Source organism: Mycobacterium simiae (genome assembly GCF_010727605.1).
Taxonomy (GTDB): Bacteria; Actinomycetota; Actinomycetes; order Mycobacteriales; family Mycobacteriaceae; genus Mycobacterium; species Mycobacterium simiae.
This window is the reverse complement of sequence record NZ_AP022568.1, coordinates 3,434,265-3,460,055: the sequence shown is the minus strand read 5'-3', so window position 1 is coordinate 3,460,055 and position 25,791 is coordinate 3,434,265. Positions and strand designations below refer to the sequence as shown.

28 protein-coding genes are annotated in these 25,791 nt (G+C 64.4%); 10 read left to right on the top strand and 18 right to left on the bottom strand.

Annotated elements, in window-relative coordinates; translation table 11 throughout:
• Positions 1-479: 479 nt before the first annotated feature.
• Positions 480-2,024, top strand: coding sequence for a GMC family oxidoreductase (locus tag G6N33_RS16255; protein WP_456299199.1), 1,545 nt, complete (start codon positions 480-482; stop codon positions 2,022-2,024).
• A 207-nt stretch (positions 2,025-2,231) separates the two neighbouring features.
• Positions 2,232-3,083, top strand: a complete 852-nt coding sequence (locus tag G6N33_RS16250; RefSeq protein WP_044508331.1) for an alpha/beta fold hydrolase — start codon at positions 2,232-2,234, stop codon at positions 3,081-3,083.
• Between the two features lie 241 nt (positions 3,084-3,324).
• Here the strand turns inward: G6N33_RS16250 and G6N33_RS16240 are convergent, their stop codons facing one another.
• Together G6N33_RS16240 and G6N33_RS16235 are read right to left on the bottom strand one after the other, a co-directional pair.
• Entirely contained in the window at positions 3,325-5,469 is a 2,145-nt protein-coding gene (locus tag G6N33_RS16240; RefSeq protein ID WP_044508332.1) for a 3-hydroxyacyl-CoA dehydrogenase NAD-binding domain-containing protein, read from the bottom strand.
• 9 nt (positions 5,470-5,478) lie between these two features.
• Positions 5,479-6,690: an acetyl-CoA C-acetyltransferase gene (locus G6N33_RS16235; RefSeq protein ID WP_044508333.1), complete on the bottom strand. Its 1,212-nt coding sequence runs from the start codon at positions 6,688-6,690 to the stop codon at positions 5,479-5,481.
• A 300-nt stretch (positions 6,691-6,990) separates the two neighbouring features.
• Between G6N33_RS16235 and G6N33_RS16230 the strand changes: the two genes are divergently transcribed.
• A complete protein-coding gene (locus tag G6N33_RS16230; RefSeq protein WP_044508334.1) occupies positions 6,991-8,181 on the top strand; it encodes a pyridoxal phosphate-dependent aminotransferase in 1,191 nt (396 codons plus the stop codon).
• Here G6N33_RS16230 and G6N33_RS16225 read toward each other — a convergent pair.
• The 4 genes from G6N33_RS16225 to G6N33_RS16210 are packed head-to-tail and all read right to left on the bottom strand — an operon-like array spanning position 8,150 to position 10,740.
• Entirely contained in the window at positions 8,150-8,602 is a 453-nt protein-coding gene (locus G6N33_RS16225; protein ID WP_044508335.1) for an SRPBCC family protein, read from the bottom strand. The two genes, G6N33_RS16230 and G6N33_RS16225, sit on opposite strands and share 32 nt — an antisense overlap.
• Positions 8,603-8,643: 41 nt before the next feature.
• Positions 8,644-9,099 carry an SRPBCC family protein gene (locus G6N33_RS16220; RefSeq protein WP_044508336.1) on the bottom strand — a complete coding sequence of 152 codons (456 nt, stop codon included), beginning with the start codon at positions 9,097-9,099 and terminating at the stop codon, positions 8,644-8,646.
• Between the two features lie 58 nt (positions 9,100-9,157).
• On the bottom strand, positions 9,158-10,291 hold the full coding sequence (locus tag G6N33_RS16215) for a CaiB/BaiF CoA transferase family protein (protein ID WP_044508337.1): 1,134 nt from the start codon (positions 10,289-10,291) through the stop codon (positions 9,158-9,160).
• A gap of 5 nt (positions 10,292-10,296) precedes the next feature.
• A complete protein-coding gene (locus G6N33_RS16210; protein ID WP_044508338.1) occupies positions 10,297-10,740 on the bottom strand; it encodes an SRPBCC family protein in 444 nt (147 codons plus the stop codon).
• 64 nt (positions 10,741-10,804) lie between these two features.
• On the opposite strand from G6N33_RS16210, the gene G6N33_RS16205 reads away from it, so the two are divergent.
• Positions 10,805-12,520 carry an alpha-keto acid decarboxylase family protein gene (locus G6N33_RS16205; protein WP_044508339.1) on the top strand — a complete coding sequence of 572 codons (1,716 nt, stop codon included), beginning with the start codon at positions 10,805-10,807 and terminating at the stop codon, positions 12,518-12,520.
• A gap of 1 nt (position 12,521) precedes the next feature.
• Here the strand turns inward: G6N33_RS16205 and G6N33_RS16200 are convergent, their stop codons facing one another.
• The 5 genes from G6N33_RS16200 to G6N33_RS16180 form a co-directional block, all read right to left on the bottom strand.
• Positions 12,522-12,701, bottom strand: coding sequence for a (2Fe-2S)-binding protein (locus tag G6N33_RS16200; protein ID WP_044508340.1), 180 nt, complete (start codon positions 12,699-12,701; stop codon positions 12,522-12,524).
• A 16-nt stretch (positions 12,702-12,717) separates the two neighbouring features.
• Positions 12,718-13,341 carry a hypothetical protein gene (locus tag G6N33_RS16195; RefSeq protein ID WP_044508341.1) on the bottom strand — a complete coding sequence of 208 codons (624 nt, stop codon included), beginning with the start codon at positions 13,339-13,341 and terminating at the stop codon, positions 12,718-12,720.
• Positions 13,338-14,813 carry a FadD3 family acyl-CoA ligase gene (locus G6N33_RS16190; RefSeq protein WP_081662080.1) on the bottom strand — a complete coding sequence of 492 codons (1,476 nt, stop codon included), beginning with the start codon at positions 14,811-14,813 and terminating at the stop codon, positions 13,338-13,340. Before G6N33_RS16190 ends, G6N33_RS16195 begins: the two co-directional genes overlap by 4 nt.
• Positions 14,814-14,866: 53 nt before the next feature.
• Entirely contained in the window at positions 14,867-16,057 is a 1,191-nt protein-coding gene (locus G6N33_RS16185) for an amidohydrolase family protein (RefSeq protein ID WP_044508343.1), read from the bottom strand.
• Positions 16,058-16,143: 86 nt separating this feature from the next.
• Entirely contained in the window at positions 16,144-16,566 is a 423-nt protein-coding gene (locus tag G6N33_RS16180) for a lipoprotein LpqH (protein ID WP_044508344.1), read from the bottom strand.
• A gap of 107 nt (positions 16,567-16,673) precedes the next feature.
• Here G6N33_RS16180 and G6N33_RS16175 point away from each other — a divergent pair, with 107 nt between their 5' ends.
• Together G6N33_RS16175 and G6N33_RS16170 are read left to right on the top strand one after the other, a co-directional pair.
• Positions 16,674-17,420: an enoyl-CoA hydratase/isomerase family protein gene (locus G6N33_RS16175; protein WP_044508345.1), complete on the top strand. Its 747-nt coding sequence runs from the start codon at positions 16,674-16,676 to the stop codon at positions 17,418-17,420.
• A gap of 77 nt (positions 17,421-17,497) precedes the next feature.
• Positions 17,498-17,854: a hypothetical protein gene (locus G6N33_RS16170; RefSeq protein WP_408632799.1), complete on the top strand. Its 357-nt coding sequence runs from the start codon at positions 17,498-17,500 to the stop codon at positions 17,852-17,854.
• Here G6N33_RS16170 and G6N33_RS16165 read toward each other — a convergent pair.
• Positions 17,770-18,471, bottom strand: coding sequence for a TetR/AcrR family transcriptional regulator (locus G6N33_RS16165; protein WP_044508347.1), 702 nt, complete (start codon positions 18,469-18,471; stop codon positions 17,770-17,772). The genes G6N33_RS16170 and G6N33_RS16165 overlap by 85 nt on opposite strands.
• A gap of 185 nt (positions 18,472-18,656) precedes the next feature.
• Between G6N33_RS16165 and G6N33_RS16160 the strand changes: the two genes are divergently transcribed.
• The gene (locus tag G6N33_RS16160) at positions 18,657-19,952 is read left to right on the top strand and encodes a cytochrome P450 (protein WP_101528628.1); all 1,296 of its coding nucleotides are present in this window, start codon (positions 18,657-18,659) and stop codon (positions 19,950-19,952) included.
• 18 nt (positions 19,953-19,970) lie between these two features.
• Here G6N33_RS16160 and G6N33_RS16155 read toward each other — a convergent pair whose 3' ends face one another.
• From G6N33_RS16155 to G6N33_RS16140, 4 genes are read right to left on the bottom strand one after another with little or no spacing between them, the layout of a single operon-like run.
• Positions 19,971-20,252: a cytochrome C oxidase subunit IV family protein gene (locus tag G6N33_RS16155; protein ID WP_044508350.1), complete on the bottom strand. Its 282-nt coding sequence runs from the start codon at positions 20,250-20,252 to the stop codon at positions 19,971-19,973.
• A 3-nt stretch (positions 20,253-20,255) separates the two neighbouring features.
• Complete coding sequence (locus tag G6N33_RS16150) at positions 20,256-20,843, bottom strand: cytochrome c oxidase subunit 3 family protein (RefSeq protein WP_044508351.1); 588 nt, start codon at positions 20,841-20,843, stop codon at positions 20,256-20,258.
• Positions 20,843-21,676 carry a hypothetical protein gene (locus tag G6N33_RS16145; protein WP_044508352.1) on the bottom strand — a complete coding sequence of 278 codons (834 nt, stop codon included), beginning with the start codon at positions 21,674-21,676 and terminating at the stop codon, positions 20,843-20,845. Before G6N33_RS16145 ends, G6N33_RS16150 begins: the two co-directional genes overlap by 1 nt.
• On the bottom strand, positions 21,673-22,458 hold the full coding sequence (locus G6N33_RS16140) for a hypothetical protein (RefSeq protein ID WP_044508353.1): 786 nt from the start codon (positions 22,456-22,458) through the stop codon (positions 21,673-21,675). The genes G6N33_RS16145 and G6N33_RS16140 overlap by 4 nt, the downstream gene beginning before the upstream one ends.
• 106 nt (positions 22,459-22,564) lie before the next feature.
• Between G6N33_RS16140 and G6N33_RS16135 the strand changes: the two genes are divergently transcribed.
• On the top strand, positions 22,565-23,176 hold the full coding sequence (locus tag G6N33_RS16135) for a TetR/AcrR family transcriptional regulator (RefSeq protein ID WP_044508354.1): 612 nt from the start codon (positions 22,565-22,567) through the stop codon (positions 23,174-23,176).
• 17 nt (positions 23,177-23,193) lie between these two features.
• Here G6N33_RS16135 and G6N33_RS16130 read toward each other — a convergent pair whose 3' ends face one another.
• Positions 23,194-23,601, bottom strand: coding sequence for a hypothetical protein (locus tag G6N33_RS16130; RefSeq protein WP_231382488.1), 408 nt, complete (start codon positions 23,599-23,601; stop codon positions 23,194-23,196).
• 48 nt (positions 23,602-23,649) lie between these two features.
• A complete protein-coding gene (locus tag G6N33_RS16125) occupies positions 23,650-24,069 on the bottom strand; it encodes a hypothetical protein (RefSeq protein ID WP_179962638.1) in 420 nt (139 codons plus the stop codon).
• A gap of 182 nt (positions 24,070-24,251) precedes the next feature.
• Between G6N33_RS16125 and G6N33_RS16120 the strand changes: the two genes are divergently transcribed.
• Both G6N33_RS16120 and G6N33_RS16115 read left to right on the top strand, forming a co-directional pair.
• Positions 24,252-25,082 carry a hypothetical protein gene (locus tag G6N33_RS16120; RefSeq protein WP_101528629.1) on the top strand — a complete coding sequence of 277 codons (831 nt, stop codon included), beginning with the start codon at positions 24,252-24,254 and terminating at the stop codon, positions 25,080-25,082.
• Positions 25,079-25,726 carry a hypothetical protein gene (locus tag G6N33_RS16115; RefSeq protein ID WP_044508357.1) on the top strand — a complete coding sequence of 216 codons (648 nt, stop codon included), beginning with the start codon at positions 25,079-25,081 and terminating at the stop codon, positions 25,724-25,726. The genes G6N33_RS16120 and G6N33_RS16115 overlap by 4 nt, the downstream gene beginning before the upstream one ends.
• The last annotated feature ends 65 nt before the right edge of the window (positions 25,727-25,791 follow it).

Below are 25,791 nucleotides of genomic sequence, written 5' to 3'. Positions count from 1 at the left end.
CCACGCGGTCGCGCTAGCCAAACAGCTTGCGTTCCGCAGAACATCCGTTTCCTGGCACGTCGAATGCCGACGCGGCCGCTGTCATGAAATGTCAAATAAGTGTCGCGAGATGTCCAGCCCGCCGTCGCGACCCGACATAACTTGGTCGACGTAGATACCAGCGACGGAAGGTTTCGTGACATGAACACATCGCCCCAGACGCTCCCAACGCGGACACACCTGATCGGCATGCTGATGGGGTTCACGGTGGTGACAGTGGCCACCCCCGCTCTCATCGGCGCGGCGTTTACCGCGAACCCCCTTCTGGCACTGGCAATCTTGCCGACGCTCTTGATCGCCGTCGTCGTGAACCGGTTGCTCGCAGGACGCGAGTTTGTTGAACCTCGCCTCGAGGTAACTGAGCGAGACACTAGGATATGAACAGCGCCAACCAGTTTGACAGTGATTTCGCGGTCCGGGCGCGGGAAAACCAGGCCCGGTTGGCCGCTCAGCTGCAATCCGGGTACGACTTTGTCGTTTGTGGTGCCGGCAGCGCGGGATCGGTTGTCGCACGGCGCATCGCCGAAAACTCCTCGGCCACAGTCCTGCTGTTGGAGGCAGGCCTAGCCGCAGATGCCGCGAGTGTTCGCCAGCCAAGCCTGTGGCTGACCAACTTGGGCACCGAGCGCGACTGGGCGTTCGTCGCCGAGCCCAGCCCACATGTCAACAGCCGACGACTGCCGATGTCGATGGGCAAGGGCTTGGGCGGCGGGTCGTCCATCAACGCGATGATGTGGGTGCACGGACATCGCAGCGACTGGGACTTCTATGCCTGCGAGTCGGGGAATTCGGCGTGGAGCTATGACGCCGTCGTCGAGATCTTCCGGCGGATCGAAGACTGGCACGGTGTTTCCGACGTGGAGAGCCGCGGTCACGGCGGACCGCTTCATGTCGCACCCATCCCGGATCCCAGCCCCTGCGCGTCAGCCGCGCTTAGAGCCGCCAGCAGTATTGGCGTACCGACGTTTGCGAGCGTGAACGGTCCGATGATGGAATCCAACGGCGGCGCGGCACTCAACGAAATGCGAATCAAACACGGCCAGCGCGAATCTGTGTTCGACTCCTACGTTTATCCCTACCTGGACCATCCGAATCTCACCGTGCTCAGTGGCGCGACAGTCCGCCGATTGCTGTTCGACGGGCGGCGTGCGTCCGGTGTGGAATTCTCATACCAAGACCGGTTGCAACGGGTCCGCGTGAACGCCGAGATTGTCCTGTCTCTGGGCGCGATCAACACGCCGAAGGTACTCATGCATTCCGGCATCGGTAACGAGAAACAGCTGCGGCACTTCGGTATTCCCGTTGTTGAGAACCTCCCCGGCGTGGGGATGAACTTTCAGGACCACATCGGCTTCACTTGCGTGTGGGAGTTACCCGCCCCACGGAAAGTCACTTGGCTACCTGAGGCCAGTATCTACTGGAGAAGCATTCCGCGCGTCGAACACCCAGATTTGTTTGCGACATTCGGCGTGGCGCCCCTGGCGAGTCCGGAAGTGGCTCTTCGCTATACGCTGCCACAGGCGGGATGGAATCTATTCGGTGCGCTGGCCCGGCCGATGAGTCGCGGCACAGTGCAGTTGACAGGACCCGAGCCCACCGATCCCGTGCGGGTGGATGCCAATGTCCTATCGCATCCTGATGACATGGCTACCGCGAGGTGCTGTGTAGGCGCGCTAAGAGAGATCGGTAATGCATTGGAAATGCGGCCTTTCGTCAAACGGGAAGTGCTGCCGGGCAAGCTGACTGACGCCGAGCTGGACGACTTCCTGCGTGACGCCGCGATGACATATTGGCACCACAGCGGAACGGCAAAGATGGGACGCGACCGGATGTCGGTGGTGGACGGAGATCTCGGGGTCTATGGGGTTGATGGGTTGCGTGTTGCCGACGCCTCGATACTGCCACGGGTGACAACGGGTAACACCATGGCTCCTTGCGTGATTATCGGTGAGCGCGCGGGCGAGATCACTGCGTCCAGATACTGACCACGTCCCGCTCGATGTGGTCGCACGAGTGAGGGGCGGCCATCCACCTTCGATCGCACGCGCTTCCTCACCGAACTCGGTGCCGTGGTCGATTCGCTTGGGCTGCAACGGTTCTACCTCTTCGGTCATTCCTGGGCGGAATGCTCGCACAACGCTGCACTGATCGCGATGTGGCGCTTCACGATGCGCGACTGAGAAAGGGAACGTATGAGCACGCCAACGGTAATGACCGTCGACGGCAGGCACACCAGAGTTCGCATCGACGGCGACCCGGAAACTCCAGCCGTGCTGCTGCTCCACGGACTCGGCCGCAGCCTCGAAGACTGGGCACCGCAGTTCCCACGGTTGGCCGCATACCGCACCATCGCCCTCGACCTGCCCGGGTTGGGCTTCTCTGCCCGTCGCGCCGGACCCATGTCGGTGCTCGCGCTTGCGCAGGGTGTGACCAGCGCGCTCGACGTCCTCGGAGAGCAGCGTCCGGTGCACGTCGTCGGCAACTCACTTGGCGGAGCTGTCGCCCTGCAGTTGCTCGCGTTGCAACCCGCGCGCGTGGCCAGCCTGGCACTCATCAATAGCGCAGGGTTCGGCTCAGAGGTCAGTTGGCCGGTTCGAATGCTCGCCACTCCCGGTATTGGCAGCTTCATTGCACGGCATCCCACCCGTGCCAGCGCACGACTCGTCGAACGGACGATTTACGCCGATCGGTCCCTTGCGACTCAGGAACGCATCGATCACGCCCTGACGCAGGCCCGCGAACCCGCAGCCGGGCCGACACTGCACGAGTTAGCGCGCGCTGTCGCCTCTATCAGAGGCGTCCGGCACCGATTGCGGCACGAACTGCTGGCGGAAGCCACCGGCCATCCCCGCCCGACTTTGATCGTGTGGGGAGATCGCGACCGCGTTCTACCGGTACATCATCTCGAGGCGGCTCGCCGCTACCTTCCGCACGCGCAGACACATGTATTCAGCGGCATCGGACACATGCCGCAGATCGAGTGCCCCGACGAGTTCGCAGAACTGCTAACCGGTTTCATCTCATCGCTGCCAGTCGGCAGCTGAATGGGCCGCGGTGGCGACGCGCCCCCGCGGCCGGCGGGATGGGCCCTTGATCTCGGTTGCGGTACCGGGGATTCGTCGATCTACCTTGCCCAACACGGGTGGAAAACGCGATTGTCACCACGTCGAGCACCTCGTGGCTGCCGCTGACGTCCGTCGGGCAGCTGCGCACTCCCCGGTCGGTGGAAGCCAAATCCCCGACCGGGGAGCAGGTGAGAACACGCGCTAAAGCCGCAAACCCGCGCTACGTCAGCGACTCCGGCGGCAGGAAGCGGTCGCCGTACTTGGCCGCAAGCTCATGGGCCCGGGCCACAAACGCTTCCTTGCCGGTACCGCCCGCGCCGGAGTAGCCGACGATGAACTGCGCGCTACCACCGGTGTATGGCGGGAACCCGATGCCCATGATCGAGCCGATGTTGGCATCGGCCGTGGAGGTCAGCACGCCCTCGTCGAGGCATTTCTGAGTCTCCAGCGCCTCGGCGAACAGCATGCGGTCGATCATGTCCTGCAGCGGCGGCTGCGAGCTGCCCGACTTGAACGTCTCGCGCAGTCCCGGCCACAGCCGGGTGCGCTTGCCGTCGACGTACTCGTAGAAGCCCGCGCCCTTCAACCGGGACGGCCGGCCGATCTCGATCATCTTCTCGACGACGGCCTCGGCCGGGTGCGGCTCGTAGGTGCCGCCCGCGTCCTCCACACCCTTACGGGTGGCCGCCGCGATCTTGTGCATTAGCTCCAGGTTGAGCTCGTCGGACAGCTGCAGCGGCGGCGCCGGGTAGCCGGCCTGCGAACCGGCGTGCTCGATGCTGGCGGGCTCCACACCCTCGCCCAGCATCGCCAGCGCCTCGTTGACGAACGTGCCGATGACTCGGCTGGTGAAAAAGCCGCGACTGTCGTTGACGACGATCGGGGTCTTGCCGATGGCCAGTGTGTAGTCGAACACGCGGGCCAACGCCTCATCGGAAGTCTTTTCGCCCCTGATGATTTCAACCAGCGGCATCTTGTCGACGGGCGAGAAGAAGTGGATCCCGATGAAGTCCTCCTGGCGCTTCACACCGGTGGCCAGACCGGTGATCGGCAACGTCGAGGTGTTCGACCCGAGTAGCGCATTGGGTTCGACGATGTCCTCGATCTCCTGGAAAACCTTGTGCTTGAGGTCCTGGTTCTCGAAGACGGCTTCGATCACGAAGTCGACGCCCTTGAAATCGGCGGGGTCGGCGGTGGGCTTGATGCGGTCCAGCAGCGCCTTGCTCTTCTCTTCGGTGGTCTTGCCTCGCTGAAGTGCTTTGGACTCAAGCTTTTCCGAGTAGTTCTTGCCCTTTTCGGCGGCCTCGATCGTGACGTCCTTGAGCACCACGTCGAAGCCGGCCTTGGCCGAGACGTAGGCGATACCGGCGCCCATCATGCCCGCGCCCAGCACGCCGATCTTGTTGATCTTGACCGGTTCGATGCCGTCGGGGCGCGAGCCGCCGCCGTTGATGTGCTGCAGATCGAAGAAGAACGCCTGGATCATGTTCTTGGCGACCTGGCCGGTGACCAGCTGGGTGAAGTAGCGGCTTTCGATGCGGGTGGCGGTGTCGAAGTCGACCTGCGCACCCTCGACCGCCGCGTCCAGGATCGCTCGCGGTGCCGGCATCGGCGCACCCTTGAGCTGCTTCTTGAGCAGGGCCGGGAACGACGGCAGGATACCGGCCAGCGCGGGGCTGGACGGCGTGCCGCCCGGCATCTTGTAACCCTTTTTGTCCCAAGGCTGTTCGTGCGAGTCGGGGTTGGCCTTGATCCACGCCTTGGCGGCGGGGACAAGTTCTTCGACCGAGCCGACGAGCTCGTCGACCAGACCGATCTCCTTGGCCTTGGCCGGTTTGAAGCGAGTGCCCTGCGACAGGATGTTCATGAACGCGTTCTGGATGCCGAACATCCGCACCGTGCGGGTTACCCCGCCGCCGCCGGGCAGCAGACCCAGCGTCACCTCGGGCAGTCCCAGCTGGCTGCCCTTGACGTCGGCGGCGATGCGGTGATGACACGCCAGGGCGATCTCCAGTCCGCCGCCCAGCGCGGCGCCGTTGATCGCGGCCACCACCGGCTTGCCCAGCGTTTCGAGGGTGCGCAGGTCGCGCTTGATGTCCTCGACCTCGGTGAAGACGTCGCCGGCGTTCTCGGGGCCGGCGTTGATCATCGCCTTGAGGTCTCCGCCGGCGAAGAACGTCTTCTTCGCGCTGGTGATCACCACGCCGGTGATCGAGTCCTTTTCTGCGACAAGCCGTTCGACGGCCTTGTGCATCGACTCCTTGTAGTGCTCGTTCATCACGTTGGCCGACCCGGTGGGGTCGTCAAGGGTCAGGGTGACGATGCCGTCGGCATCCTTGTCCCACTGAATAGTGTTCTCAGACATGCCTTTTCCTCAGACTCGCTCGATGATGGTCGCGACGCCCATGCCGCCGCCGATGCACAGCGTGATCAACGCGCGACGGGCGTTGCGACGCTCGAGCTCGTCGACCATGGTGCCGGTGATCATGGCGCCGGTGGCGCCCAGCGGGTGGCCCATCGCGATGGCGCCACCGTTGACGTTGAGTTTCTCGTCCGGGATGTGCAGGTCCTTCTGGAACTTCAGCACCACCGACGCGAAGGCCTCGTTCAGCTCGAACAGGTCGATGTCGTCGACGGTCAGGCCGGCGCGGTCGAGTACCTTCTGGGTGGCCGGGGTGGGGCCGGTCAACATGATGACCGGGTCAGAGCCGCTGGTGGCGGTGGCGACGATGCGCGCCCGCGGGGTCAGGCCCTGCGACTTGCCTGCGGCTTCGGAGCCGACCAGCACCAGCGCGGCGCCGTCGACGATGCCGGAGCTGTTGCCGCCGGTGTGGACGTGGTTGATCTTCTCGACATAGTGGTACTTCGTCAGCGCCACATCGTCGAAGCCGCCCATCTCACCGATGCCGTCGAACGCGGTCTTCAGTTTGGCCAGCCCCTCCATGGTGGTGTCGGGCCGCATGTGCTCGTCGTGGTCGAGGATGACCAGACCGTTCTGGTCGCGCACCGGCACCACCGACTTGGCGAAGTAGCCGCCCGACCACGCCGCGGCGGCCTTCTGCTGGCTGCGCAGCGCGTAGGCGTCGACATCCTCGCGGGAGAAGCCCTCGATGGTGGCGATCAGGTCGGCGCCGATGCCCTGCGGCACGAAGCCGATCTGGTAGTTGGTCTCCGGGTCGGTCGCCCAGGCGCCGCCGTCGGAGCCCATCGGGACGCGACTCATCGATTCGACGCCGCCGGCCAACACCAGGTCGTCCCAGCCGGACCGTACCTTCTGGGCAGCGGTGTTCACGGCCTCGAGGCCGGATGCGCAGAACCGATTGAGCTGCACGCCGCCGGTCGTCTCGGGCAGACCGGCCGCCAGCACCGCGGTGCGGGCGATGTCGCCGCCCTGATCACCGACCGGCGACACAACCCCGAGGATCATGTCGCTGATCAGGTTCTCATCCAGATCGGGGAACCGCCGGCGCAGCTCCTCGACCAGGCCGACGACCAGGTTGAGGGGCTTGACCTCGTTCAGCGATCCGTTGCGCTGTTTGCCGCGGGGGGTGCGGATGGCCTCGTAGATGAAGGCTTCTTCGGACATGTCGACTTCCTGTTCGCAAATGGGGTTTCGGGTCCGTCTAAGAAGCACCCTAACAGGGCTTCCCGGCCAACCTGTTGGTTGGTTCGGTCGCGGCAGGTCAAACGGCAGCCGGCGCTTCGACCGTGCACGGGCGCGTTGGCTGCACGCCCGGCGACGACACGCCAGGCAGCCTCTCAGCGGCACAATCAGCGCCCTTCTGCATACTCCCCCGCTGGGGTCGCGTTCGACAACGCGCGTTGCGTTGGCCGGACACACCAGGTACCACATTCGCCGAGCCCACTGCGCCTAAGCTCAACGACCATGACGGTGTCGCGACTGCGGCCCTATGCGACCACGATCTTTGCCGAGATGTCCGCGCTGGCCGCGCGGATCGGGGCGGTGAACCTGGGTCAGGGCTTTCCCGACGAGGACGGACCTGCATCGCTGTTGAAGGCCGCCCAGGAGGCCATCGCCGATGGTGCCAACCAGTACCCGCCCGGGATCGGCATCGCTGCCCTGCGGCACGCGATCGCGGCTCAGCGCAAGCGGCTGTTCGATGTCGAGTACGACCCCGACACCGAAATACTTGTGACCGCTGGGGCGACCGAGGCCATCGCCTCGGCGGTGATCGGTTTGGTCGAGCCCGGGTCCGAGGTGCTGCTGATCGAGCCGTTCTACGACTCCTACTCGCCGGTGGTGGCGATGGCCGGCTGCCGTCGGGTCCCCGTACCGATGGTCGGCGACGGCCTCGGCTTCGCGTTGGACATCGACGCCCTCCGGCGCGCGGTCACCCCCGCGACGCGGGCGCTGATCCTCAACTCACCGCACAACCCCACCGGCGCCGTGCTGAGTGCGATCGAACTGGCGGCCATCGCCGAGATCGCGACGGCCGCGGACCTTTTGGTGATTACCGACGAGGTGTATGAGCACTTGGTTTTCGACGGGTATCGCCACCTGCCGCTGGCCGGATTCGACGGCATGGCGCAGCGCACCATCACAATCTCCAGCGCGGGCAAGATGTTCAGCTGCACCGGCTGGAAGATCGGATGGGCTTGCGGCCCGGCTGAACTCATCGCCGGACTGCGGGCAGCCAAGCAGTATCTGACCTACGTCGGCGGTGCGCCATTCCAGCCGGCGGTGGCGCTGGCGCTGGACACCGAGGACGCGTGGGTGGCCGAACTCCGGCGCTCGCTGCAGGCCCGGCGCGACCGGCTCGCCACGGGCCTGTCCGACATCGGCTTCACGGTGCACGACAGCCACGGCACCTACTTCCTATGCGCCGATCCGCGCCCACTCGGATACGACGACAGCACGGAGTTCTGCGCGGTCTTGCCGGAAACGGTTGGGGTGGCGGCTATTCCAATGTCAGCCTTCTGCGATCCGGCGGCGCCGCACGCCGATCTCTGGAATCATCTGGTGCGCTTCACATTCTGCAAACGCGATGACACCCTCGAAGAGGCGCTCCGGCGACTGGCGGCGCTCAAGACCGCTGAGAGCCCGTCTCTCCCATAACGCGTTTGCGCAGTCCGTCCAGCGCGGCGGACAGGATCTTGGTGCCCGCCGACCTGACCCAGAAGCGGGGCAGGGGGACCCGGAGCTCGATGGTGAGGGTGAAGCGCACCCGGGTCTTGTCGTCGCCCTCGCGTTCCAGGTTGTACTCGCCGTGCTGAGCGTGCTGCTGGGCGGTCCTCTGGGCATCCCAGACCATCCAGTCGGCGCCCCAGTGGTATTCGACGATTTCAGTGTCGGCGATACCGCTCACCCGGATCGTCATTCGCACGTGGTGTGGCCGGCCGTCAGGATACCGGTCGATGACCTCGACCCGCTTGTGTAACGGCGACCACGAGGGCACGGCATCCATGTCGGCCAGCGCCTCCATGATCACGTCCGGGGGCGCCTCAATGACAATTTCTGACGATGCGCGTATGGCCACCGCCTACAAATTAGCAACCGCGAGCCATTTCGAACCGGGAATTACGGTGCCGACTCCGGATCACCGCGACCGGCGACCAGTTCACGCAGACCCTTCACCGAGGACTCCAGCACGCTCAGCATTGCGCGCCGGACGACGAAGGCGGGAATCGGTCCGGCCGGCTCGACCGTGATATCGAAACGTACTCGCGTCTTGTCGACGCCTTCCGGCTTCAGGTTATATTCCACGTGCTGGCCGTGCTGTTGGGCCGTTCCTTTGACGTCGTACACCACCCAGTCCGGGCCCCAGTGATATTCCAGCACCTCTTTGTCGACGAGGCCGAAAATCCTGATGGTGGTTTTCACATGGTGCGCGCGGCCGTCGGGGTACCGATCGACGACTTCGATCCGCTTATGCAGCGGCGACCAGGATTCCAGCACGCTGACATCCTCGAGCGCCCCCATGACCACGTCCAGCGGCGCATCAACCACAAATTCACGTGATGCCTTTACAGCCACTGACCTCAACCTAGCAACACCGCCGGACAGGCGAAACGTGTTCGAAGTAACTAACCGGCTACCAATTGATTTCGTCAATCGCTGTGGTGGCGGCCGGCGGCGGCCCGACGGGCCCAGCGGGAGTTCGCGAGAAACGTGGAGCGGGAGCGGCCTGTTCGACACCATGGGCGGTGATCACCGTCGACCGAGCGGTCAAGTGGTCGTCGGCGGCGGCCTCGCTCCACGACAGAACCGGACTCACGCAGGCATCGGTGCCGGCGAAAACCTGGGCCCATTCGTCTCGTGTCCGGCCGGCGAACCGTTCCGCGAAGATCTCGTACATCTGCTGGTACGAACCGATTTCGAGCTGGCTGGGCACCTCGTCCGCGGTCAGGCCGAGCCCATCGAGTAACGCCGCGAAGAATTGCGGTTCGATGGCCCCGACGGCCATGTACTTGCCGTCTGCGGTTTCATAGCAGCGATAGAAGGGGGCGCCGCCGTCGAGTAGGAACGATTCGCGTTTCTCCCGCAGCCGTCCAATTCCCTTCATGGTCCACATCATTTGGGCGAGCAGGCTGACCCCGTCGACCATCGCGGCGTCGACGACCTGGCCGATGCCCGAGCGTTCCCGTTCGTAGAGCGCGGCGACGATGCCCAGCAGCACGAGCATCGAACCTCCGCCGAAATCGGCGACCAGGTTCAGCGGCGGCAGTGGCGGCCGGTCGGCATAACCCAGCGCCGAGAGCGCGCCGGTGCGTGACAGATAGTTGATGTCGTGACCCGCGGTCAGTGCCAGCGGGCCGTCCTGTCCCCAGCCGGTGATGCGTGCGTAGATCAGCCGCGGGTTGACCGCCGCGCAGTCGTCGGGCCCGATGCCAAGGCGCTCGCAGGTGCCGGGCCGGAAGCAGTCGAGGAACACATCGGCCTTGGCGGCGAGCGCCAGCAGCGCACCCGGTTCGGCCTTGACGTCCAGGTCGACGATTCGCTTGCCGCGGTGCAGCAGGTCGCGGTCTTCGGCGGGCATGGGCGCGGTCGGTCGGTGGTGACCCGCCTCCCCGGGCTGCGCCGCGTTCGCGATCGGAGACGCGGTCGGTCGGCGCACCCGCACCACATCGGCGCCCAGGTCGGCAAGCACCATTCCCGCGTGTGGTCCCGGCCCGATGCCGCCAAGCTCGACGACCTTGATTCCGGCTAACGGCCCCGCGCCGACCACGGCGGCTATTTGCCCTTCTTCACCTGCAGCACCCGCTTGCGCAGCCCCTCGGTGCCGGTGTCGATGGTGCCCTTGACGGCGCGTTTCAACACGAACCCGGGCAAAGGGACTACCGGATCGACGCTGATGTCGAACTTGACCCTGGTGGCGTCACCGTCCGGCGTCAATGTGTAGGACGCGTCCTGGGAGCGCTGTTGGCTGGAGCTGACCAGCGTCCAGCTCACCTTGTTCTCGCCCCAGGTGTAGGCGATCACTTGTTCGTCGGTAATGCCCGCCGCCTTGACTTTCATCTTGACCTTGGCGGGTCGGCCGCCGGCGTCCCGCTCGAGAACTTCGGCGCTCTGGTGGGCCGGCGACCACTCGGTCACTGTGTCGAGATCGGCGATGACGTCGAGGATCTCCTGGGGACTGGCTTCGATCACAACTTCGCGGGTTTCGTTGATCGCCATGGCCGCACGATAGCGAAACGGTGTCCGGCCCGGAGCGGTTTCGACTGAGCGTACCGTCGATCTCGTGACAGACAGCACGCTCGGCACGGGGCCTGTCCCCGCGGATTCCGCATACACCGTCGGCGATTATTTGTTAGACCGTCTCGCTGAATTTGGCGTCTCCGAGATCTTCGGGGTCCCGGGTGACTACAACCTGGAATTCCTCGACCACATCGTCGCGCACCCCACCATTCGCTGGGTGGGCAACGCCAACGAGCTCAACGCCGGCTACGCGGCCGATGGGTATGGGCGGATGCGCGGAATGTCGGCCGTCGTAACGACTTTCGGCGTAGGCGAGCTCTCGGCAACCAATGCCATCGCCGGCAGCTACGCCGAGCACGTGCCCGTCGTCCACATCGTCGGCGGCCCCTCCAAAGACGCCCAGGGCACCAGGCGGGCGCTGCACCATTCGCTCGGCGACGGCGACTTCGAGCACTTCTTCCGCATCAGTCGCGAAATCACCTGCGCACAAGCCAATCTCATGCCGGCCACAGCCTGTCGGGAGATCGACCGGGTGCTCTCGGAGGTGCGCGAGCAAAAACGGCCCGGCTACATCCTGATGTCCACCGACGTCGCCCGCTTCCCCACCGAAAAACCCGACGCCCCACTGCCCCGGTACACCGGCGGCACCAGCCCACGGGCGTTGTCGATGTTCGTCGAGGCGGCCACCGCGCTCATCGGCGACCACCGGCTGACGGTGCTGGCCGATCTGCTGGTGCACCGCCTACAAGTGGTCAAGGAACTCGAGGCGCTGTTGACCGCCGATGTGGTGCCCTACGCCACGCTGATGTGGGGTAAGAGCCTGCTCGACGAGAGCTCCCCCAATTTCTTAGGCATCTATGCCGGCGCCGCCAGCGCTCCGCGGGTACGCGCCGCGATCGAAGATGCACCGGTGCTAGTCACCGCCGGCGTGGTGTTCACCGACATGGTCAGCGGCTTTTTCAGTCAGCACATCGACGCGGCCCGCACCATCGATGTCGGGCAGTACCAGAGCAGTGTGGCCGGTCAGGTCTTCGCACCGCTCGAGATGGGAGCCGCGCTCAGCGCGCTGGCCGAGATCCTGACGCGGCGCGGCATCAGCTCGGCACCGGTGGCGGGAGCCGACGACCACGAACCCGTCACCGAGGCTGAACCGCCCGCATCCGACCGTGAGCTAACCCAGGCGATGGTCTGGAATCGGCTGTGTCAGGCGCTTACCCCGGGCAACGTGGTGCTCGCCGACCAGGGCACCTCGTTCTACGGCATGGCCGATCACCGGCTACCGCGGGGCGTCATGTTCATCGGCCAACCCCTTTGGGGCTCAATCGGTTACACGCTGCCGGCGGCGCTCGGTGCGGGGGTGGCACACCCGGACCGCAGAACCGTGTTGTTGATCGGCGACGGTGCCGCACAACTGACCGTGCAGGAACTGGGCACCTTCTTCCGCCAGGGACTGGCCCCGGTGATCGTGGTGGTCAACAACGACGGCTACACGGTCGAGCGGGCGATCCATGGCGAAGCCGCCCCATACAACGACATCGTCAGCTGGAACTGGACCGACATCCCCAACGCGCTGGGGGTGACCGACCACCTGGCATTCCGGGCCCAAACCTACGGCGAGCTCGACGATGCCCTGACCGCGGCGGCACAGCATCAGGACCGCATGGTGCTCGTCGAGGTCGTCCTGCCACGCCTCGAGATCCCGCCCCTGCTTGTCGAACTCGTCCAGCCGTTGTCACCGGATGGCAGTCGGCGCAGGTAGCTCACGCAGACGTTCGATTCGGTTTCGATGATTGGAGAATCGCCTGGATGGTGCGGCGGCAGCGCCCGCAGTCGGCGCCCGCCCCGCAGGCCTTGGCGACCTCGTTGGACGTGGCCGCCCCGGCCTCGACGGCGTCGCACACGGTATGGCTGGTGACCCCGTTGCACAGGCAGACGAACATCGAGCGGCCGGTTCGCTTAGTTCTCGATGCGCATCATGTTCGAGAATCGACCGACGAACAGCGGCGGGTACGGACCGACTCCCGCCCCTGACATCCATTGGGCCGCGGCATCGGGATGCTCGATCCACTGCCGGGCGCTCCTCTCGTCGGGGAACTCCTGCAGGATCAACACCTCTTGGCTGTCGTCGAAAGCACGGAATACCCAAGTCTTTCGGATGCCCGCGGCGGTGAACCTGTCCATCGCCCGGCGGACGCCGGCGGTCAGCGTCGCGACGTCGTCCACCGACGCGATGGCGGCCACCACCACCCCCGGTACGGTGGCCGTTTCCGAAGGTGCCGGAAGGAACCTGTCGACGATCTCCCCGGCGAAGACCGCCGGAATGTCCTGGACACCGGCCTCGTCGAACCAATTGAAGAAGACCCGCGATCGCAGCAGTTCCACGATCGGCTCGCGACTGTGCACACCGATCATCACCAGCACCCGGCCGTATTCATGCGTCGATGTGTAGACCAGTACGTGGTGCGCACCGATATCGGCAAGCGCCGCCTTGTTGCGCTCGAGGAGCGGCCACACCTTGGTCGGATCGGGGACGCGATAGTCGGACGCAATCACCATCGAGTGAATGTCGCCGTTGTTCATCGGAGTCGGTCCTTCATCACCTTCCCCGTCGCGTTGAGTGGAAGTGAATCAAGGAACTGTACCGCGCGCGGCACCTTGTACCCGGCCATCCGGTCACGGCACCAATCGATCAGCTCGGCGGCGGTCACCTCGGCTTTGCGGACCACGAACGCCTTGCCCACCTGGCCCATCCGGTCATCGGGGATTCCGATGACCGCCACCTGCGCGACGGCCGGGTGGTTGAGCAAGTAGCCTTCGATCTCGGCCGGATAGGCGTTGAATCCGCCGACGATGAACATGTCCTTTTTGCGTCCGACGATGCGGAGGCGACCCGAGCCGTCCAAGTCGCCCAGGTCTCCGGTGTGCAGCCAGCCTTCGGCGTCGATCGCCTCCGCGGTGGCCGCGGGGTCGTCCAAATACCCCTGCATCACGCCGTAACCGCGCACCAGCACCTCGCCGTCCTCGGCGATGCGCACCTCGACCCCCTCGCACGGCACACCTGCGGTCGTTGCCACGTCCTCGAACGAGTCGCCGGGCAGCGACAGGGTGACGTTGCCGGCCTCGGTGAGGCCGTATCCGGTCATCAAGGTCTGAAACGGCAGTTCGTCATGGATTCGGCGGACCAACTCCACCGGGATGTCGGCCGCACCGGTCACGCCAGCGCGCAACGTCGACAGCTTGGACTTGTCTTCGACGGTGAGCAGCGAGTGGTAGAGCGTCGGAGGCCCGGGAAGCATCGTGATGCGTTCGTGTGCAATGAGTTCCACCACAGTGTCGACGTCGAACACCGGGACCGGCAGCATCGTCGCACCGCGCAGGAAGGACGTGATGAGTCCCGCCTTGAGGCCGAAGGTGTGGAAGTACGGGTTGATCTGAAGGTAGCGGTCGCCCTCGCGCAGGTCCGCGAGTGTCGCCCATTCCTGGTACATGCGCAGCGTCTGATGATGATTCATCATCGCGCCCTTCGGGCGGCCGGTGGTGCCCGACGTGAAGATGATGTCCGAGATGTCGTCGCCGCTCACCGCCCGCTCGAAAGGCGAACCGCTGGAAAGAAAGTCAGACTTCAGGTCGATGACGGGAATCCCCGCGGGAGCGGCGTAGTCCTGCCCGAGAAACCCCTTCTGCACCAGGACGGCCTTGACTCCGCTGCGGGCGATGATGTCGCCGGCTTCTTCGGCCTTGAATCGGGTGTTGACCGGTACCAGCACGCCGCCGGCGGTGAGCAACCCGAACGCCGCGATGATCCACTCCGCCGAATTGGGCGCCCAAATGGCGACCCGATTTCCCTGTCGGACACCGAGGTTTGCGAAAGCGCCTGCGGCGCAACGGATCCTTTCGACAATTTCAGCAAATGTGAAGCGCAGCGAACCGTCGACGACTGCTTCCGCGTCGCCGAAGCGGTCCGCCGCGCTCAAGACCATCTCGGGGATGGTCTCCCATTCAGGTTCGATTGGCCGGTTCTCCCCCGCAAGCGGGCGGTGTCCCCACCTCATCGCGCTGTGCGCTCTGCATCGTCACCGCCCGGGCTGACTGGCCGGCGTGTGGGTCACACCGTGACGAGTCGACCAAGGTTGCCGCCCATGATCTTCGCCTGGTCGTCGACCGACAGGTGCGACAGTGCGTTGACGTAAAAGGTCGGCTCCGCCAGCCCTTCCGGATGCGGCCAGTCCGAGCCGTACAGCACCTGGTCCACGCCGACGAGGTTGACCAGATCGTCGATGCCGTCTTCGAAGAACGGGCTGACGTAGATGCGGTTCTTGACCATCTCGACAGGGTCGCTCGGGAAAGCTTCGGGCGCCTTGCGGAAGACCTCGGCCAGGCCGTCGAGCAGCGGCGTCATCCACTTCGATCCGGCCTCGACGATCGCGACCTTCAGCTTGGGGTGTCGGTAGAGCGCGCCGTGAATCACCCACGAAGCCACCGAGTCCTGGATCGGACGCCATTCGTTGAGGATGCCCATCGCATTGGTTTGGAAGGGCAGCATCTCCTGGTCGGCGCCGTCCCACTCGGAGGTGTATCGGGAGTAGCCGCTGTCGCTGGAGTGCATGCCGACCAGCACGTCGTGCTCGACGACCCGCTCCCAGAACGGGTCGAACTCGGGCAGCGCGAACGACCGTGGCCCACGGAAGCCGGGGACAGGCGCCGGGCGAACCAAGATGGCGCGGGCGCCACGCTGGACCGCCCACTCCAGTTCCTCGATTGCCTTCTCGACGATCGGCAGGGTGATGACCGGCGTGGTGAAGATTCGGTTCTGGTAGTTGAAGCCCCAGACCTCGTCGAGCCACTGGTTCAGCGCGTGGATCAGGATGTGGATGGCGACCGGGTCGTCGCGCAACCGCTCCTCGATCAGGCTGGCCAACGTTGGGAACATCAGGGTGCGGTCCAGGCCCAGCTCGTTCATCTTCTCCAGCCGCGGGCCGGGTTCGAAGAACGCCGGGATGGCGCGCATCGGCTCGCCGAACAGCTCGCGCTTGCTCTTGCCCTCGGGGTTGCCGTACTTGAAGTACTCCTCCCAGGCGCCCGGCCGGGCGACCACCTCGAAGGTGGGGTTGGGAATGTAGTTGCTGATCACGCCGCGCAGGGCGATCTTGGTGCGCCCGTTGATCTGCACGTACTGGACGAAGTCCTTGTACTCCTTGGGCAGGAACTTGGTCAGCGCCTCCGGCGGCTCGTAGAGATGATTATCCGCGTCAAAGATTGGAAACGGGACGTCTTCCCGATGCGACAACTGGCCCATGAGATCCTCCTTTGCAATTTGTGAGAATACTATTCTCTTGCAGGTCGTCGCCGCAACAAGCCCTTCGGGCGGCGGGGACCACTGGGTCAGCAGGTGACGACGATCTTGAAGGGCGCCGAAGCGGCTTCGTTCGGCTTGTCGGTCTTGAATCCGTTCGCGGTGCCCGTGACGGTGAATCTGTCGCCGGACATGCTCGTGTCCGCCTGCTCGCCGTCGCCCCGGGCGTACATTCCGTTGAACCCGCCGAGATTTCGGATGTGCACCGACTCCGTCGACGCTGGTTGCGCTCCCATGTCGACGATCAGACTGGCTCCGGAAAAGTTGCCGCCGATGTCGATCGTTCGCGTCCATTCCCGCTGGCTGCATTTCACGATGTGGAAATTCGCATCGGTGCCGTTGACGGTAATGGACGCCGTGCCGGAGAGCGGGGTTGACGGTCGCGAGGTGCATGCACCGAGGCCGGCCACAGCGAGTGCGACGGCGGTGGCCGCGACGAATCGGTTCTGCACTGCAGCACCCCTAACGTTGTTCACCGGCACCCGCTCAGCCTGCAGCGATGATGCTATTCTCGCCGCACGAGAATGCCAATATCGACGCTCTCCGAGGAGCAACGAACATGCTGGATTTGGAGCTCGACAATGGGTTGGCGGTACTCACCATCGACCGCCCCCACGCGCGCAATGCCATCGCGCTCGACACCATGGACCAGCTGGAGAAGGCACTCGACGCTGCTTCCGGCGCCCGAGCCCTGGTGATCAGAGGCGCCGGCGACAAGGCTTTCGTGTCCGGCGGTGACCTCAAGGAACTCAGCGCGTTGCGCACCGAAGAGGAAGCCGCAGCGATGGCGAAGCGGATGCGGTCCATCTGTGACCAATTGGCGGACTTCCCGGCTCCGGTGATCGCCGCACTGAACGGCCACGCGTTTGGCGGTGGCGCCGAAGTGGCCGTGGCTGCCGACATCCGCGTCGCCGCAAGCGATGTCAACATCGCGTTCAACCAGGTGACCCTGGAGATCATGCCGGCGTGGGGCGGTGCCGAGCGGCTGGCCGCGCTCGTCGGCAAGAGTCGAGCACTGCTGTTGGCGGGCAGCGGCAAAACGATCGACGCCACGGAGGCCGAGCGCATGGGGTTGTTCGACGTGGTGTTGCCGCGCGCCTCATTCGAGGAAGGCTGGCGGGCGCTCGCCACGTCGATGGCCCGGCAGCCGGCCGCCGAGATAAAACGAGTAATCAAAGGTGTTTCGCCGGACGAGGCGATAGCATCCTTTGCACGACTGTGGGTTGCCGATGCGCACTGGCAGGCCGCAGAGCGGGTAACGAACCGAAACGCCAAACCGCGCCCGGCGGCCGGAGGAGCCATATGAGGACCAGCGTGCAAAGGCTGCGGACATTCGGGGCGGCCCTCAGCGTGGCCGGGCTGTTGGTCAGCGCCGGTCTGCCGATGAGCACCGGACAGGCCCACGCCGACCCGGTCATGCATCACGTCAAGTATGCCGTCACCGCGGAGAAACCGTTCTACGCCGACATTTATTACCTGGACCACCAGCCGGACAAATTTGCTGATTACAGCCACAACCCCTACTCGTTCACACCGCACGTCAACGTCGATCTCGTCCCGGGCAAGCCGTGGACCTACGACCTGGACATGACCAACCCGGACGCGTACGCGATGGTCGTGGCGAGCACCGGAACCGAGCCCGGCACGCCGGGACTTCACTGCGTATTGGCGGTGGACGGCGTCGTCGTCGTGTCCAAGGACGGACTCAAAGGTGTGCTGTGCTCACTGCGGAACTGGTGAACCACCCACGCCTCCGGTATTCCGGGAATCGGCTGCGGCTCGCCCTCCAGCCGGCGCAGGTAACTTTCGACTAACTGCCGGGTTTCGGCGTGCCCGGCGGAGATGCCGACCGCCTGCTCGAGCACCAGAAATCTCGACAGGCTCGACATCAGCACGGTGAACACCACCGGCGGCATGTCCTTGTTGTCCACGCCGTAACGCTGCAGCGCGGCCGTCACGGCTTGGCGTTGCTCTTCGCGGAATCGTTCTGCGTAGTAAGCGATTTCGGCGCGCATATCCTTGCGGTGATTGGCCAGCGCCATGAATTCCATGGAAATGCGGGTGAACGCGGGATCGGTCCCGAATCGCCACACCGCCCACAGCGGCTGCGGCGACTTCATCAGCTTGGCATGCACTTCGAGCGCCTCTTCGGCGCGCCTCCGGAACACCTCGAGAAACAGTTCCTCCATGGTGCGGAAGTAATAGTGCACCAACTGAGGCTTGAGCCCGGCCTTGTTTGCCAGACGGCGCGACGTGACCGCGGCGTAGCCCTCCTCGATCATCAATCGTTCGGCCGCGTCGAGCAGCAGGACGCGGTTCTTGGCGTCCGGCGCGCCGATCCTGCGGGCCGATGTCATACCGCTGCTCCCTGCTCTTCACGCTCACCTGCCGACGTCGGGAATCGTATCGCGGCCCGGCGTTGTGACCTTGACCACGACATTACCGTCGTGCTAAGCAGGTGCTCAGCAGTATTTCGAAATCGCGGGCGGCTCGCCCATGCCGTCAACGTTGCGCGGTAACTCAGCCCAGGAGATGCAATTCGATGACCGACTTTGACTCGATCGACTTCTTCACCGATCCGTCGCTGGTCCCAGATCCGCACCCCTACTTCGACTACTTGCGCAGCCAGAACCCGGTGTTGCGGCTGCCGCACCACGGCGTCGTCGCGGTCACCGGCTATGCCGAAGCCACCGAGATCTACAAAGACCCCGAGACGTTCTCAAACATCGTCGCACTCGGTGGGCCGTTCCCGCCCCTGCCGTTCACGCCCGAGGGGGGCGACATCGGGGCGCTGATCGATGAGCACCGCAGCTACTTCCCGATGAACGAGCACATGGTCACGATGGACCCGCCCGATCACACCAAGGCGCGCTCGGTGCTCGCCAAACTGCTGACTCCGAGCCGGTTGAAACAGAACGAGGAATTCATGTGGCGCCTCGCTGACCGCCAGCTCGACGAGTTTCTGCACAACGGCGAGTGTGAATTCATCGCCGAATACTCCAAGCCGTTCGCCACCTTGGTGATCGCCGACCTGCTCGGCGTGCCGGAGGAGGACCACAAGGAATTCCGTTCGGTTCTCGGCGCCGACCGTCCCGGCGCGCGCGTGGGGGCTCTTGATCACGAATCGGTCGGGATCAACCCGCTGGAGTGGCTCGACGACAAGTTTTGCAACTACATCGAAGATCGCCGGCGCGAACCGCGCGGCGACGTGCTGACCCACCTCGCCGAAGCAAAGTACCCGGACGGGTCGACGCCCGCGGTGATCGAGGTGGTCCGTTCGGCCACTTTCCTTTTCGCCGCCGGCCAGGAAACGACGGCCAAGCTGCTCAGCGCGGCGCTGCAGGCGCTTGGCGACCGGCCCGAGGTGCAACAGCAGTTGCGGGAGGACCGCAGCCTGATCCCCGGATTCATCGAGGAATCGCTGCGGATGGAGAGCCCGGTCAAGAGCGACTCCCGGCTGGTCGTCAGGGACACCAACATCGGTGGCGTGGACCTGCCCGCCGGGACCGTGGTGATGGTGCTGCCGGGTGCGGCCAACCGCGATCCCCGTCGGTTCGAGAACCCGCACCAATTCGACCTGCGCCGCAAGAACGTTCGCGAACATATGGCCTTCGCCCGCGGTGTGCACTCGTGTCCGGGTGGGCCGCTGGCGCGCGTGGAAGGCCGAGTCTCCATCGAGCGCATCCTGGATCGGATGCCGCATATTGAGATCAACGAAGCCCATCACGGGCCGGCTACCGAGCGGCGTTACACCTATGAGCCGACATACATCCTGCGTGGATTGAGTGAACTGCACCTGTCGTTCACGACCGCCGATTCGGTTGCGGCGGTGGGCTAACACCGCGGTCTGCGACCGCTAGCGGCTCTGCATCCCGACGAAGTAGCAGCCCAGCAGCGCGACGGCGATGATCACCACCCAGGCGTCGGTGAGTCGGCACAGCAGGACCGGCGCGGTGCGCACCTCCATGAACTCGCGGAAGATGATGCGTACCTTCAGGAGTGCGATCACGATGACGCTCGAGGTGACCACCGCCCGCGATTGCAGCGTGCCGCCGGCCGCATGGTCTATCCACAGATAGCCGACGGTGAGCGACGCCAGGATCACCCACACCACGAACAGTCGCTTGTTGAACTTCACACTTCACCTCACCACATACAACAGCGCGAAGATGAGCACCCACAGGAAATCAACCGTGTGCCAATAGGTTGCGCAGGTTTCGACGAGCGTCTGGGTATCACTCGATCGGGGCCTGCCACGCGGAATTTGGTACACGATGACACCGAGGACGACGAAGCCTATCAACAGGTGCACGAAATGGATCCCGGTCAGGAAGAAGTAGTAGGTGAAAAAGTCGTTGCTTTCCAAACCATTTCCGATGCGGACCAGCCGAGCCCACTCAAACACCTTGCAGAACAGGAAACCCGCCGCCAACGCTGCCGTGATGAACACGTCGCGCAGCGCCGCTCGGTAGGCGCCAGCGCGGGTGCACTGGACACACCGCGCAACCGACCACGAGCTCAGCAGCAACACGAGGGTATTGAAGATGCCGATACGCAGATCCAGATCAGCCTGGGCACGCAGGAAAAGCTCGGGGCTTTGGGCGCGGGAGAACAGGTAGAAGCCGAAATATCCGGTGAAGACCAATGTTTCGAACAACACGAAGGCCCACATGTCCGGCTGGCCCGGCACCGTCCTGCCGCGCCGGCCGGTGTTCACGAGATCCGACATCAGCCCGCCGCACCCGTTCGGCCGCGGCGGGCTGTGCGCGGACGGCCCGGCAACGGTCCGGTACCGAAGTCTTCGCGGCGGATCATCTGGAACAGCATCACGATGAAAGTGACTTGGTAGATGCCGAACACGACCATGTCCAGCCACCACGCGATCTGGCCGTTCCATGCCAACACCCCGCGACGGAAGATCCAGCATGGGGCGACGACGACCTCGGTGAGCGCATTGCACAGGTTGAGGTAGCCGAACCATTTGGGGAAGACCCGGTTCTTGTCGAGCAGGATCGCGACCATCCAGATCAGTGAGCCGATCAGGAATACGCCCATGGTTCCGTCAAACGACAAGAACGCGAAGTCGTACAGCCAGCCGATCGCTGCCGGATCCCGATCGGGTCGCAGCGTCCCCACCATGAGCGCGACGTTGAGCAGCAGCATGCCAGGGACGGCACTGAGCGAGTAGATGATCAAATACGAGTAGCCGAATGCGCGGCTGACCGACATACGCCGCATCGAATAGGCAATGAGGGCGTTGTTGATCGCGATCATGCCGCTGATCGCGAATATGACCCCGAAACCCACGGGTATCCCGAGATGACGCTCGCAGAACCAGTGCCGTTGCAAGGACAAATCCCAGGTTGGCTTCGGCGGCGGCTGGACTTGCGCCACGATGAAGAACATCGGGAAGAAGATGCTGTAGAAGGCGACGAGCACTGCCCATGCCATCCACAGCTCACGCTTGGGGCCGCGCAGTAGGTGCCAGGCGAGTCGCCGCGGCAGCGGTCCGACGGGCGGCGCGAGCGCGTCAACACCGGCCGGAGTGATCACCGCGCTCATGTTTTGATCAATTCGTCTGTGCTTGCCCGGTTTTCGGATCGATCCCGATACACGGCCCGGCCTAGGACAAACCCCATCACGATGATCCAGACGCCGATGGCGACGTTTTTCACCCAGAACGACAGGAAGCCGTCCCAAGCAAGCGGACCGGTCAACGACACCCCGACAAAGGCCGCGGGAACCAGGGCGGCGGCCACCACCAGGTTGAAGTAGGCGACCCAACGCCCAAATACCGGTCGCGGCTGATCATCGAAAAAGATTGCTAGAGCTAGGATTACGCTCTGCCCAATGAGAAACGGGACCAGGATGGTGAACGTGATCCAGGCCAGGTCGTTGAGCAATTGCGTCAGCTCCGCGCTGCGCTCGGGGCGGAAGGCGGCCAACAGCCAGCAGACGTTGGCGACGAGGAACAGCGTCGGGCCACCGGCCGCACACCCCAGCATCGCGTAGGAGAAGATCGGCGTCCGATGTGCCATGCGGCGGATCTGCACCATCACCAGCGCCAGAATCGGAACCAGGCATACGCCGAACCAGTTGAACATGATCATGCTGTAGCGAATCTCTGGCAGGTGGGCCGGATCGCGGTAGAACGCGGCGACTTGCTGCGCCGGCATGGTCGGTGACATTGGCGGATTGAAACCGGGAAACAGCAGGAAACCGGCGATCCACAGGATCATCGCCGCGGGCAGGGTCCACAGCAGAATGAGTTCACCGTCGGACCGTCGCGGCATTGCTACCCGGGGTTTGCGGGCCCTCGCCTGGCTCCCGCCCATGTCGGCCATCGGTGACTCCCCTCCAGCGCGAATTCAGCTGAGTACATTCGGCCCGCCACCGAAGCTAGCCGATCGGCTAGTCCAGGGTCAATAGCCGTTCGTCTAGGCTCAGTCCGTGGGCACCGCGGGGCAGCCGGTCGACGGCGAAGAGCTGAGAATTGTTGACTACAGCCCTGCCCGAACGCGGGTACTCGACGCCGCCCTCGACCTGTTCGCACAGCATGGCGTCAGCGGTACCTCGCTGCAAATGATCGCCGACGCCGTCGGCATCACGAAAGCCGCTGTCTACCACCAATTCCGAACTAAAGACCAGATCGTCATCGCAGTCACCGAGCGGGAGCTCGGCCGATTGTTGCCGGCCCTGGAAGATGCCGAGACGCACGGCAACGGTCCGCAAGCGCGTGACGCACTGCTGGAAAACGTCGTTGCCATGGCGGTCCGTGATCGACGACTGGTCCGCACGTTGCAGTTTGATCCCGTGGTCGTACGACTGCTGGCTGAGCACAAGCCCTTTCAGCGGTTCATGGACCGGCTGTATCGGGTGCTGCTGAGCGATGCGGGGTTGGACGGGCGGATCGAGGCGGCGATGTTTTCCGGAGCCATCAGCACCGCCGTCATGCACCCGCTGGTCGCCGACATCGACGACGAGACACTGTTGGCTCGGCTCACGGATATGATTCGGCGCCTGCTCGGTTTACGCCAGGATGCACCCAAGCCATCCAGCTGACGGACCAGGTAAGTGGGTCAGTTCGACTGCTGTTGGGACAAATACCCTTGTCCGCGAGGTTGGTTGGCGAGGAAACACTGCACTCGGGTGGCGGCATCCTCCGGCTTGACTCCCATACCGATCAAAATTTGAACTATCTGCGCAGAGGGAACACCGGAGTCGAGATCCGTCTGGATCACATGAACGCTGGGAAACCACACGTCTGCGCTGACCCCCGGTGGCGGGGGCTTTGTGTCGCCACCGACGCAGCGAGCGTAACCGTCGAGGCCGGTGTCCGCTCGCGCAGACGACACCCCCGTCAGCAGGCTCGGGGCGATCAGCAGGGCGGCAATGGCCGCGGCGACCTTCGCGGCGGCACACCGGGAACGGCGCAGGCCTCGCTTACCGCACACCGGCTGGCCGGTGCTGAAGTCGAGGATTTGCATCGCGATCGGCTCCCTTATGTCGCCCCGTGAACATGAAAAACGGTGCGGCTACGTATCGCCGCGGACCCAGCTCGTTATGCCGTCATGGGCTATGCAGACCAGGAACAGCCCGTCGGGCGACTGCGCGACGTAGTTCAGGTACATGGGGCAGGCGGCGCCTTCGTCCTTGATTCCCGCCATCGGCGGCGAGCGGAACCATCGGGGCTGATATCTCCTTGGCGAGCCGCAGAACATCAGCCGGCCGGGCTGCGAGCCGAACGAGACATAACCGTCGGTGACACCGAAGGCGTAGTAGGTGGTGTTCTCACACGGTGCCCCAAGGACCTGATGCGGCATGATGCCCGGTGTGCAATCGGGATAGTCACACACCGTCGGCCCGGCGAAAGAGGGCGGCGCCGCCAGCACACCGGCGCCGAGCAACGCGGCAAATAGGGCCACGATTAATCGCACCCGATTACTTTGCCACATGCGAAAAGAAAATTCTCCTGCTTGGAGAAGATCTTTCGTATCGACGACTGTTCGTACCCGAGCGGCGCGAACGACGCTGCGCCCCTTAGCCTGCCGGGCGTGGATTTGCGCACTTAAAAGCCAATATGGCGGCCGCCCGATGACAGTTTTGAGCCGAGGTGCAGATGATAAGCTGCTTCTCTGTGCAGGATCCGGAGTCCCCTGACGTCGACCGTCGTAATGACTCGGCGGCAGTGAGCGATCCGGACGAACCCCGATCGACCGCGGGGGTTGACTCCGGCGCAGTAGCGCCCGGACCGCAAACAGACGCAGAAGACGAAGTTGCCCAGGAAGTTGCCCAGGAAGTCGCCCAGGAAGTCGCCCAGGCCGAAGCCCGCGCCGAAGCGGCCAGGGCGCGCCTCGAACGGCTGCGCCGGACGGCCGGAGCTACCGGCGACGACCAGTCTATCGATGCCGAACAGCGGCCCGCCAAAGCCCGGAAACGGTTACGGCTGCCGCCCCGTCCCGGACGACCGCGCTGGCTGCGCCGCCCCGGCCGCAGAACACTAGCCGTTGCCGCCGGCGTCGTTCTGGTGTCGGCTTCCGCCGGCGCCAGCGGTTACATGCTGTGGCAGCACCGCACCCAGGCACACCATCGGCAGCTCACCGCGGAGTTCAGTGCGGCCGCCCGACAAGGGATCACGGCGCTGATGACGATCGACCCCGAGCATGCCAAGGAAGACGTCCAGCGCATGATCGATGCCTCGACAGGCGACCTCAACAACCAACTGTCAGCGATGTCCTACCTGATGGTCAGCAAGGCCCAGGACTCGAAGATCGGCAACAAGGTCAGCGTGGAAGCCGTTGCCGTGCAGTCATTGAGCGACAATTCGGGAGTTGTGTTGGTGGCGGCGAAAACCAATACCACCGGGCCGGATAACGCCAAGCCGCCACCGGCCTTGTTCCGGCTCAGCGTGACCTTGGATCGCGACGGTGGTCAGCTGAAGATGTCGAAAGTTGATTACCTGTCATGAGTGTCGAACGCGACGCGTCGCTGGACGGCAGCGAAACGACGACGGCCAGCCTGGACTCGCGCACCCCGCACGCCGAGCATCACGAAGACCCGTCCGCGGGCAACGATTCGATGCGCCCGGGCCGACTGGCAGGGCTCCGGCGCTGGGTCCGCCGCGGGGTGACCCGGTGGCGTTCGATCCTCGCGACCACGTTCGTCGTTGCCGCCGTGGGTGTCGCCATCGGTATCTACATCGTGGTGTACCGGCCGGATCAGCGGGTAAGCGACGCGACGGCGCACCGGGCGAGCCAGGCCGCATCCGATGGCGCCATGGCGGTGTTGTCATATTCCTATCAGCATTTGCACCGCGATTTCGCCGCCGCAAAGTCGCACCTCACCGGCGATTTTCTGGCCTATTACACGAAATTCACCGACGATGTTCTCGGGCCGACCGCACAGCAGGGGCAATTGACCGCGACCGCCAAGGTGGTTCGGGCCGCGGTTTCGGATGTGCATCCCGATTCGGCCGTGGTGTTGGTTTTCGTCGATCAGACCACCACGAGCGTGCAAAAGAAAGATCCCGTGACGAACAAAAGCGCTGTGGTGGTCACGCTGACAAAGGTCGACGGCTCCTGGCTGATCGCGAAATTCGATCCGGTCGCATGAGCGCCGTTCTAACCGTTACCTGCCTGGCCGAAACGGTGTAACGTCATCGCTCGAGAATGCGCTTC

What these genes read in the sequence shown, in the direction of transcription:
- G6N33_RS16250 (WP_044508331.1), top strand. Translation starts at nt 2,232, where the DNA reads ATGAGCACGCCAACGGTAATGACCGTCGACGGCAGGCACACCAGAGTT.
- G6N33_RS16240 (WP_044508332.1), bottom strand. Translation starts at nt 5,469, where the DNA reads ATGTCTGAGAACACTATTCAGTGGGACAAGGATGCCGACGGCATCGTC.
- G6N33_RS16235 (WP_044508333.1), bottom strand. Translation starts at nt 6,690, where the DNA reads ATGTCCGAAGAAGCCTTCATCTACGAGGCCATCCGCACCCCCCGCGGC.
- G6N33_RS16230 (WP_044508334.1), top strand. Translation starts at nt 6,991, where the DNA reads ATGACGGTGTCGCGACTGCGGCCCTATGCGACCACGATCTTTGCCGAG.
- G6N33_RS16210 (WP_044508338.1), bottom strand. Translation starts at nt 10,740, where the DNA reads ATGGCGATCAACGAAACCCGCGAAGTTGTGATCGAAGCCAGTCCCCAG.
- G6N33_RS16200 (WP_044508340.1), bottom strand. Translation starts at nt 12,701, where the DNA reads ATGTTCGTCTGCCTGTGCAACGGGGTCACCAGCCATACCGTGTGCGAC.
- G6N33_RS16195 (WP_044508341.1), bottom strand. Translation starts at nt 13,341, where the DNA reads ATGAACAACGGCGACATTCACTCGATGGTGATTGCGTCCGACTATCGC.
- G6N33_RS16190 (WP_081662080.1), bottom strand. Translation starts at nt 14,813, where the DNA reads ATGAGGTGGGGACACCGCCCGCTTGCGGGGGAGAACCGGCCAATCGAA.
- G6N33_RS16185 (WP_044508343.1), bottom strand. Translation starts at nt 16,057, where the DNA reads ATGGGCCAGTTGTCGCATCGGGAAGACGTCCCGTTTCCAATCTTTGAC.
- G6N33_RS16175 (WP_044508345.1), top strand. Translation starts at nt 16,674, where the DNA reads ATGCTGGATTTGGAGCTCGACAATGGGTTGGCGGTACTCACCATCGAC.
- G6N33_RS16170 (WP_408632799.1), top strand. Translation starts at nt 17,498, where the DNA reads ATGAGCACCGGACAGGCCCACGCCGACCCGGTCATGCATCACGTCAAG.
- G6N33_RS16165 (WP_044508347.1), bottom strand. Translation starts at nt 18,471, where the DNA reads ATGACATCGGCCCGCAGGATCGGCGCGCCGGACGCCAAGAACCGCGTC.
- G6N33_RS16160 (WP_101528628.1), top strand. Translation starts at nt 18,657, where the DNA reads ATGACCGACTTTGACTCGATCGACTTCTTCACCGATCCGTCGCTGGTC.
- G6N33_RS16150 (WP_044508351.1), bottom strand. Translation starts at nt 20,843, where the DNA reads ATGTCGGATCTCGTGAACACCGGCCGGCGCGGCAGGACGGTGCCGGGC.
- G6N33_RS16145 (WP_044508352.1), bottom strand. Translation starts at nt 21,676, where the DNA reads ATGAGCGCGGTGATCACTCCGGCCGGTGTTGACGCGCTCGCGCCGCCC.
- G6N33_RS16140 (WP_044508353.1), bottom strand. Translation starts at nt 22,458, where the DNA reads ATGGCCGACATGGGCGGGAGCCAGGCGAGGGCCCGCAAACCCCGGGTA.
- G6N33_RS16130 (WP_231382488.1), bottom strand. Translation starts at nt 23,601, where the DNA reads ATGCAAATCCTCGACTTCAGCACCGGCCAGCCGGTGTGCGGTAAGCGA.
- G6N33_RS16125 (WP_179962638.1), bottom strand. Translation starts at nt 24,069, where the DNA reads ATGTGGCAAAGTAATCGGGTGCGATTAATCGTGGCCCTATTTGCCGCG.
- G6N33_RS16115 (WP_044508357.1), top strand. Translation starts at nt 25,079, where the DNA reads ATGAGTGTCGAACGCGACGCGTCGCTGGACGGCAGCGAAACGACGACG.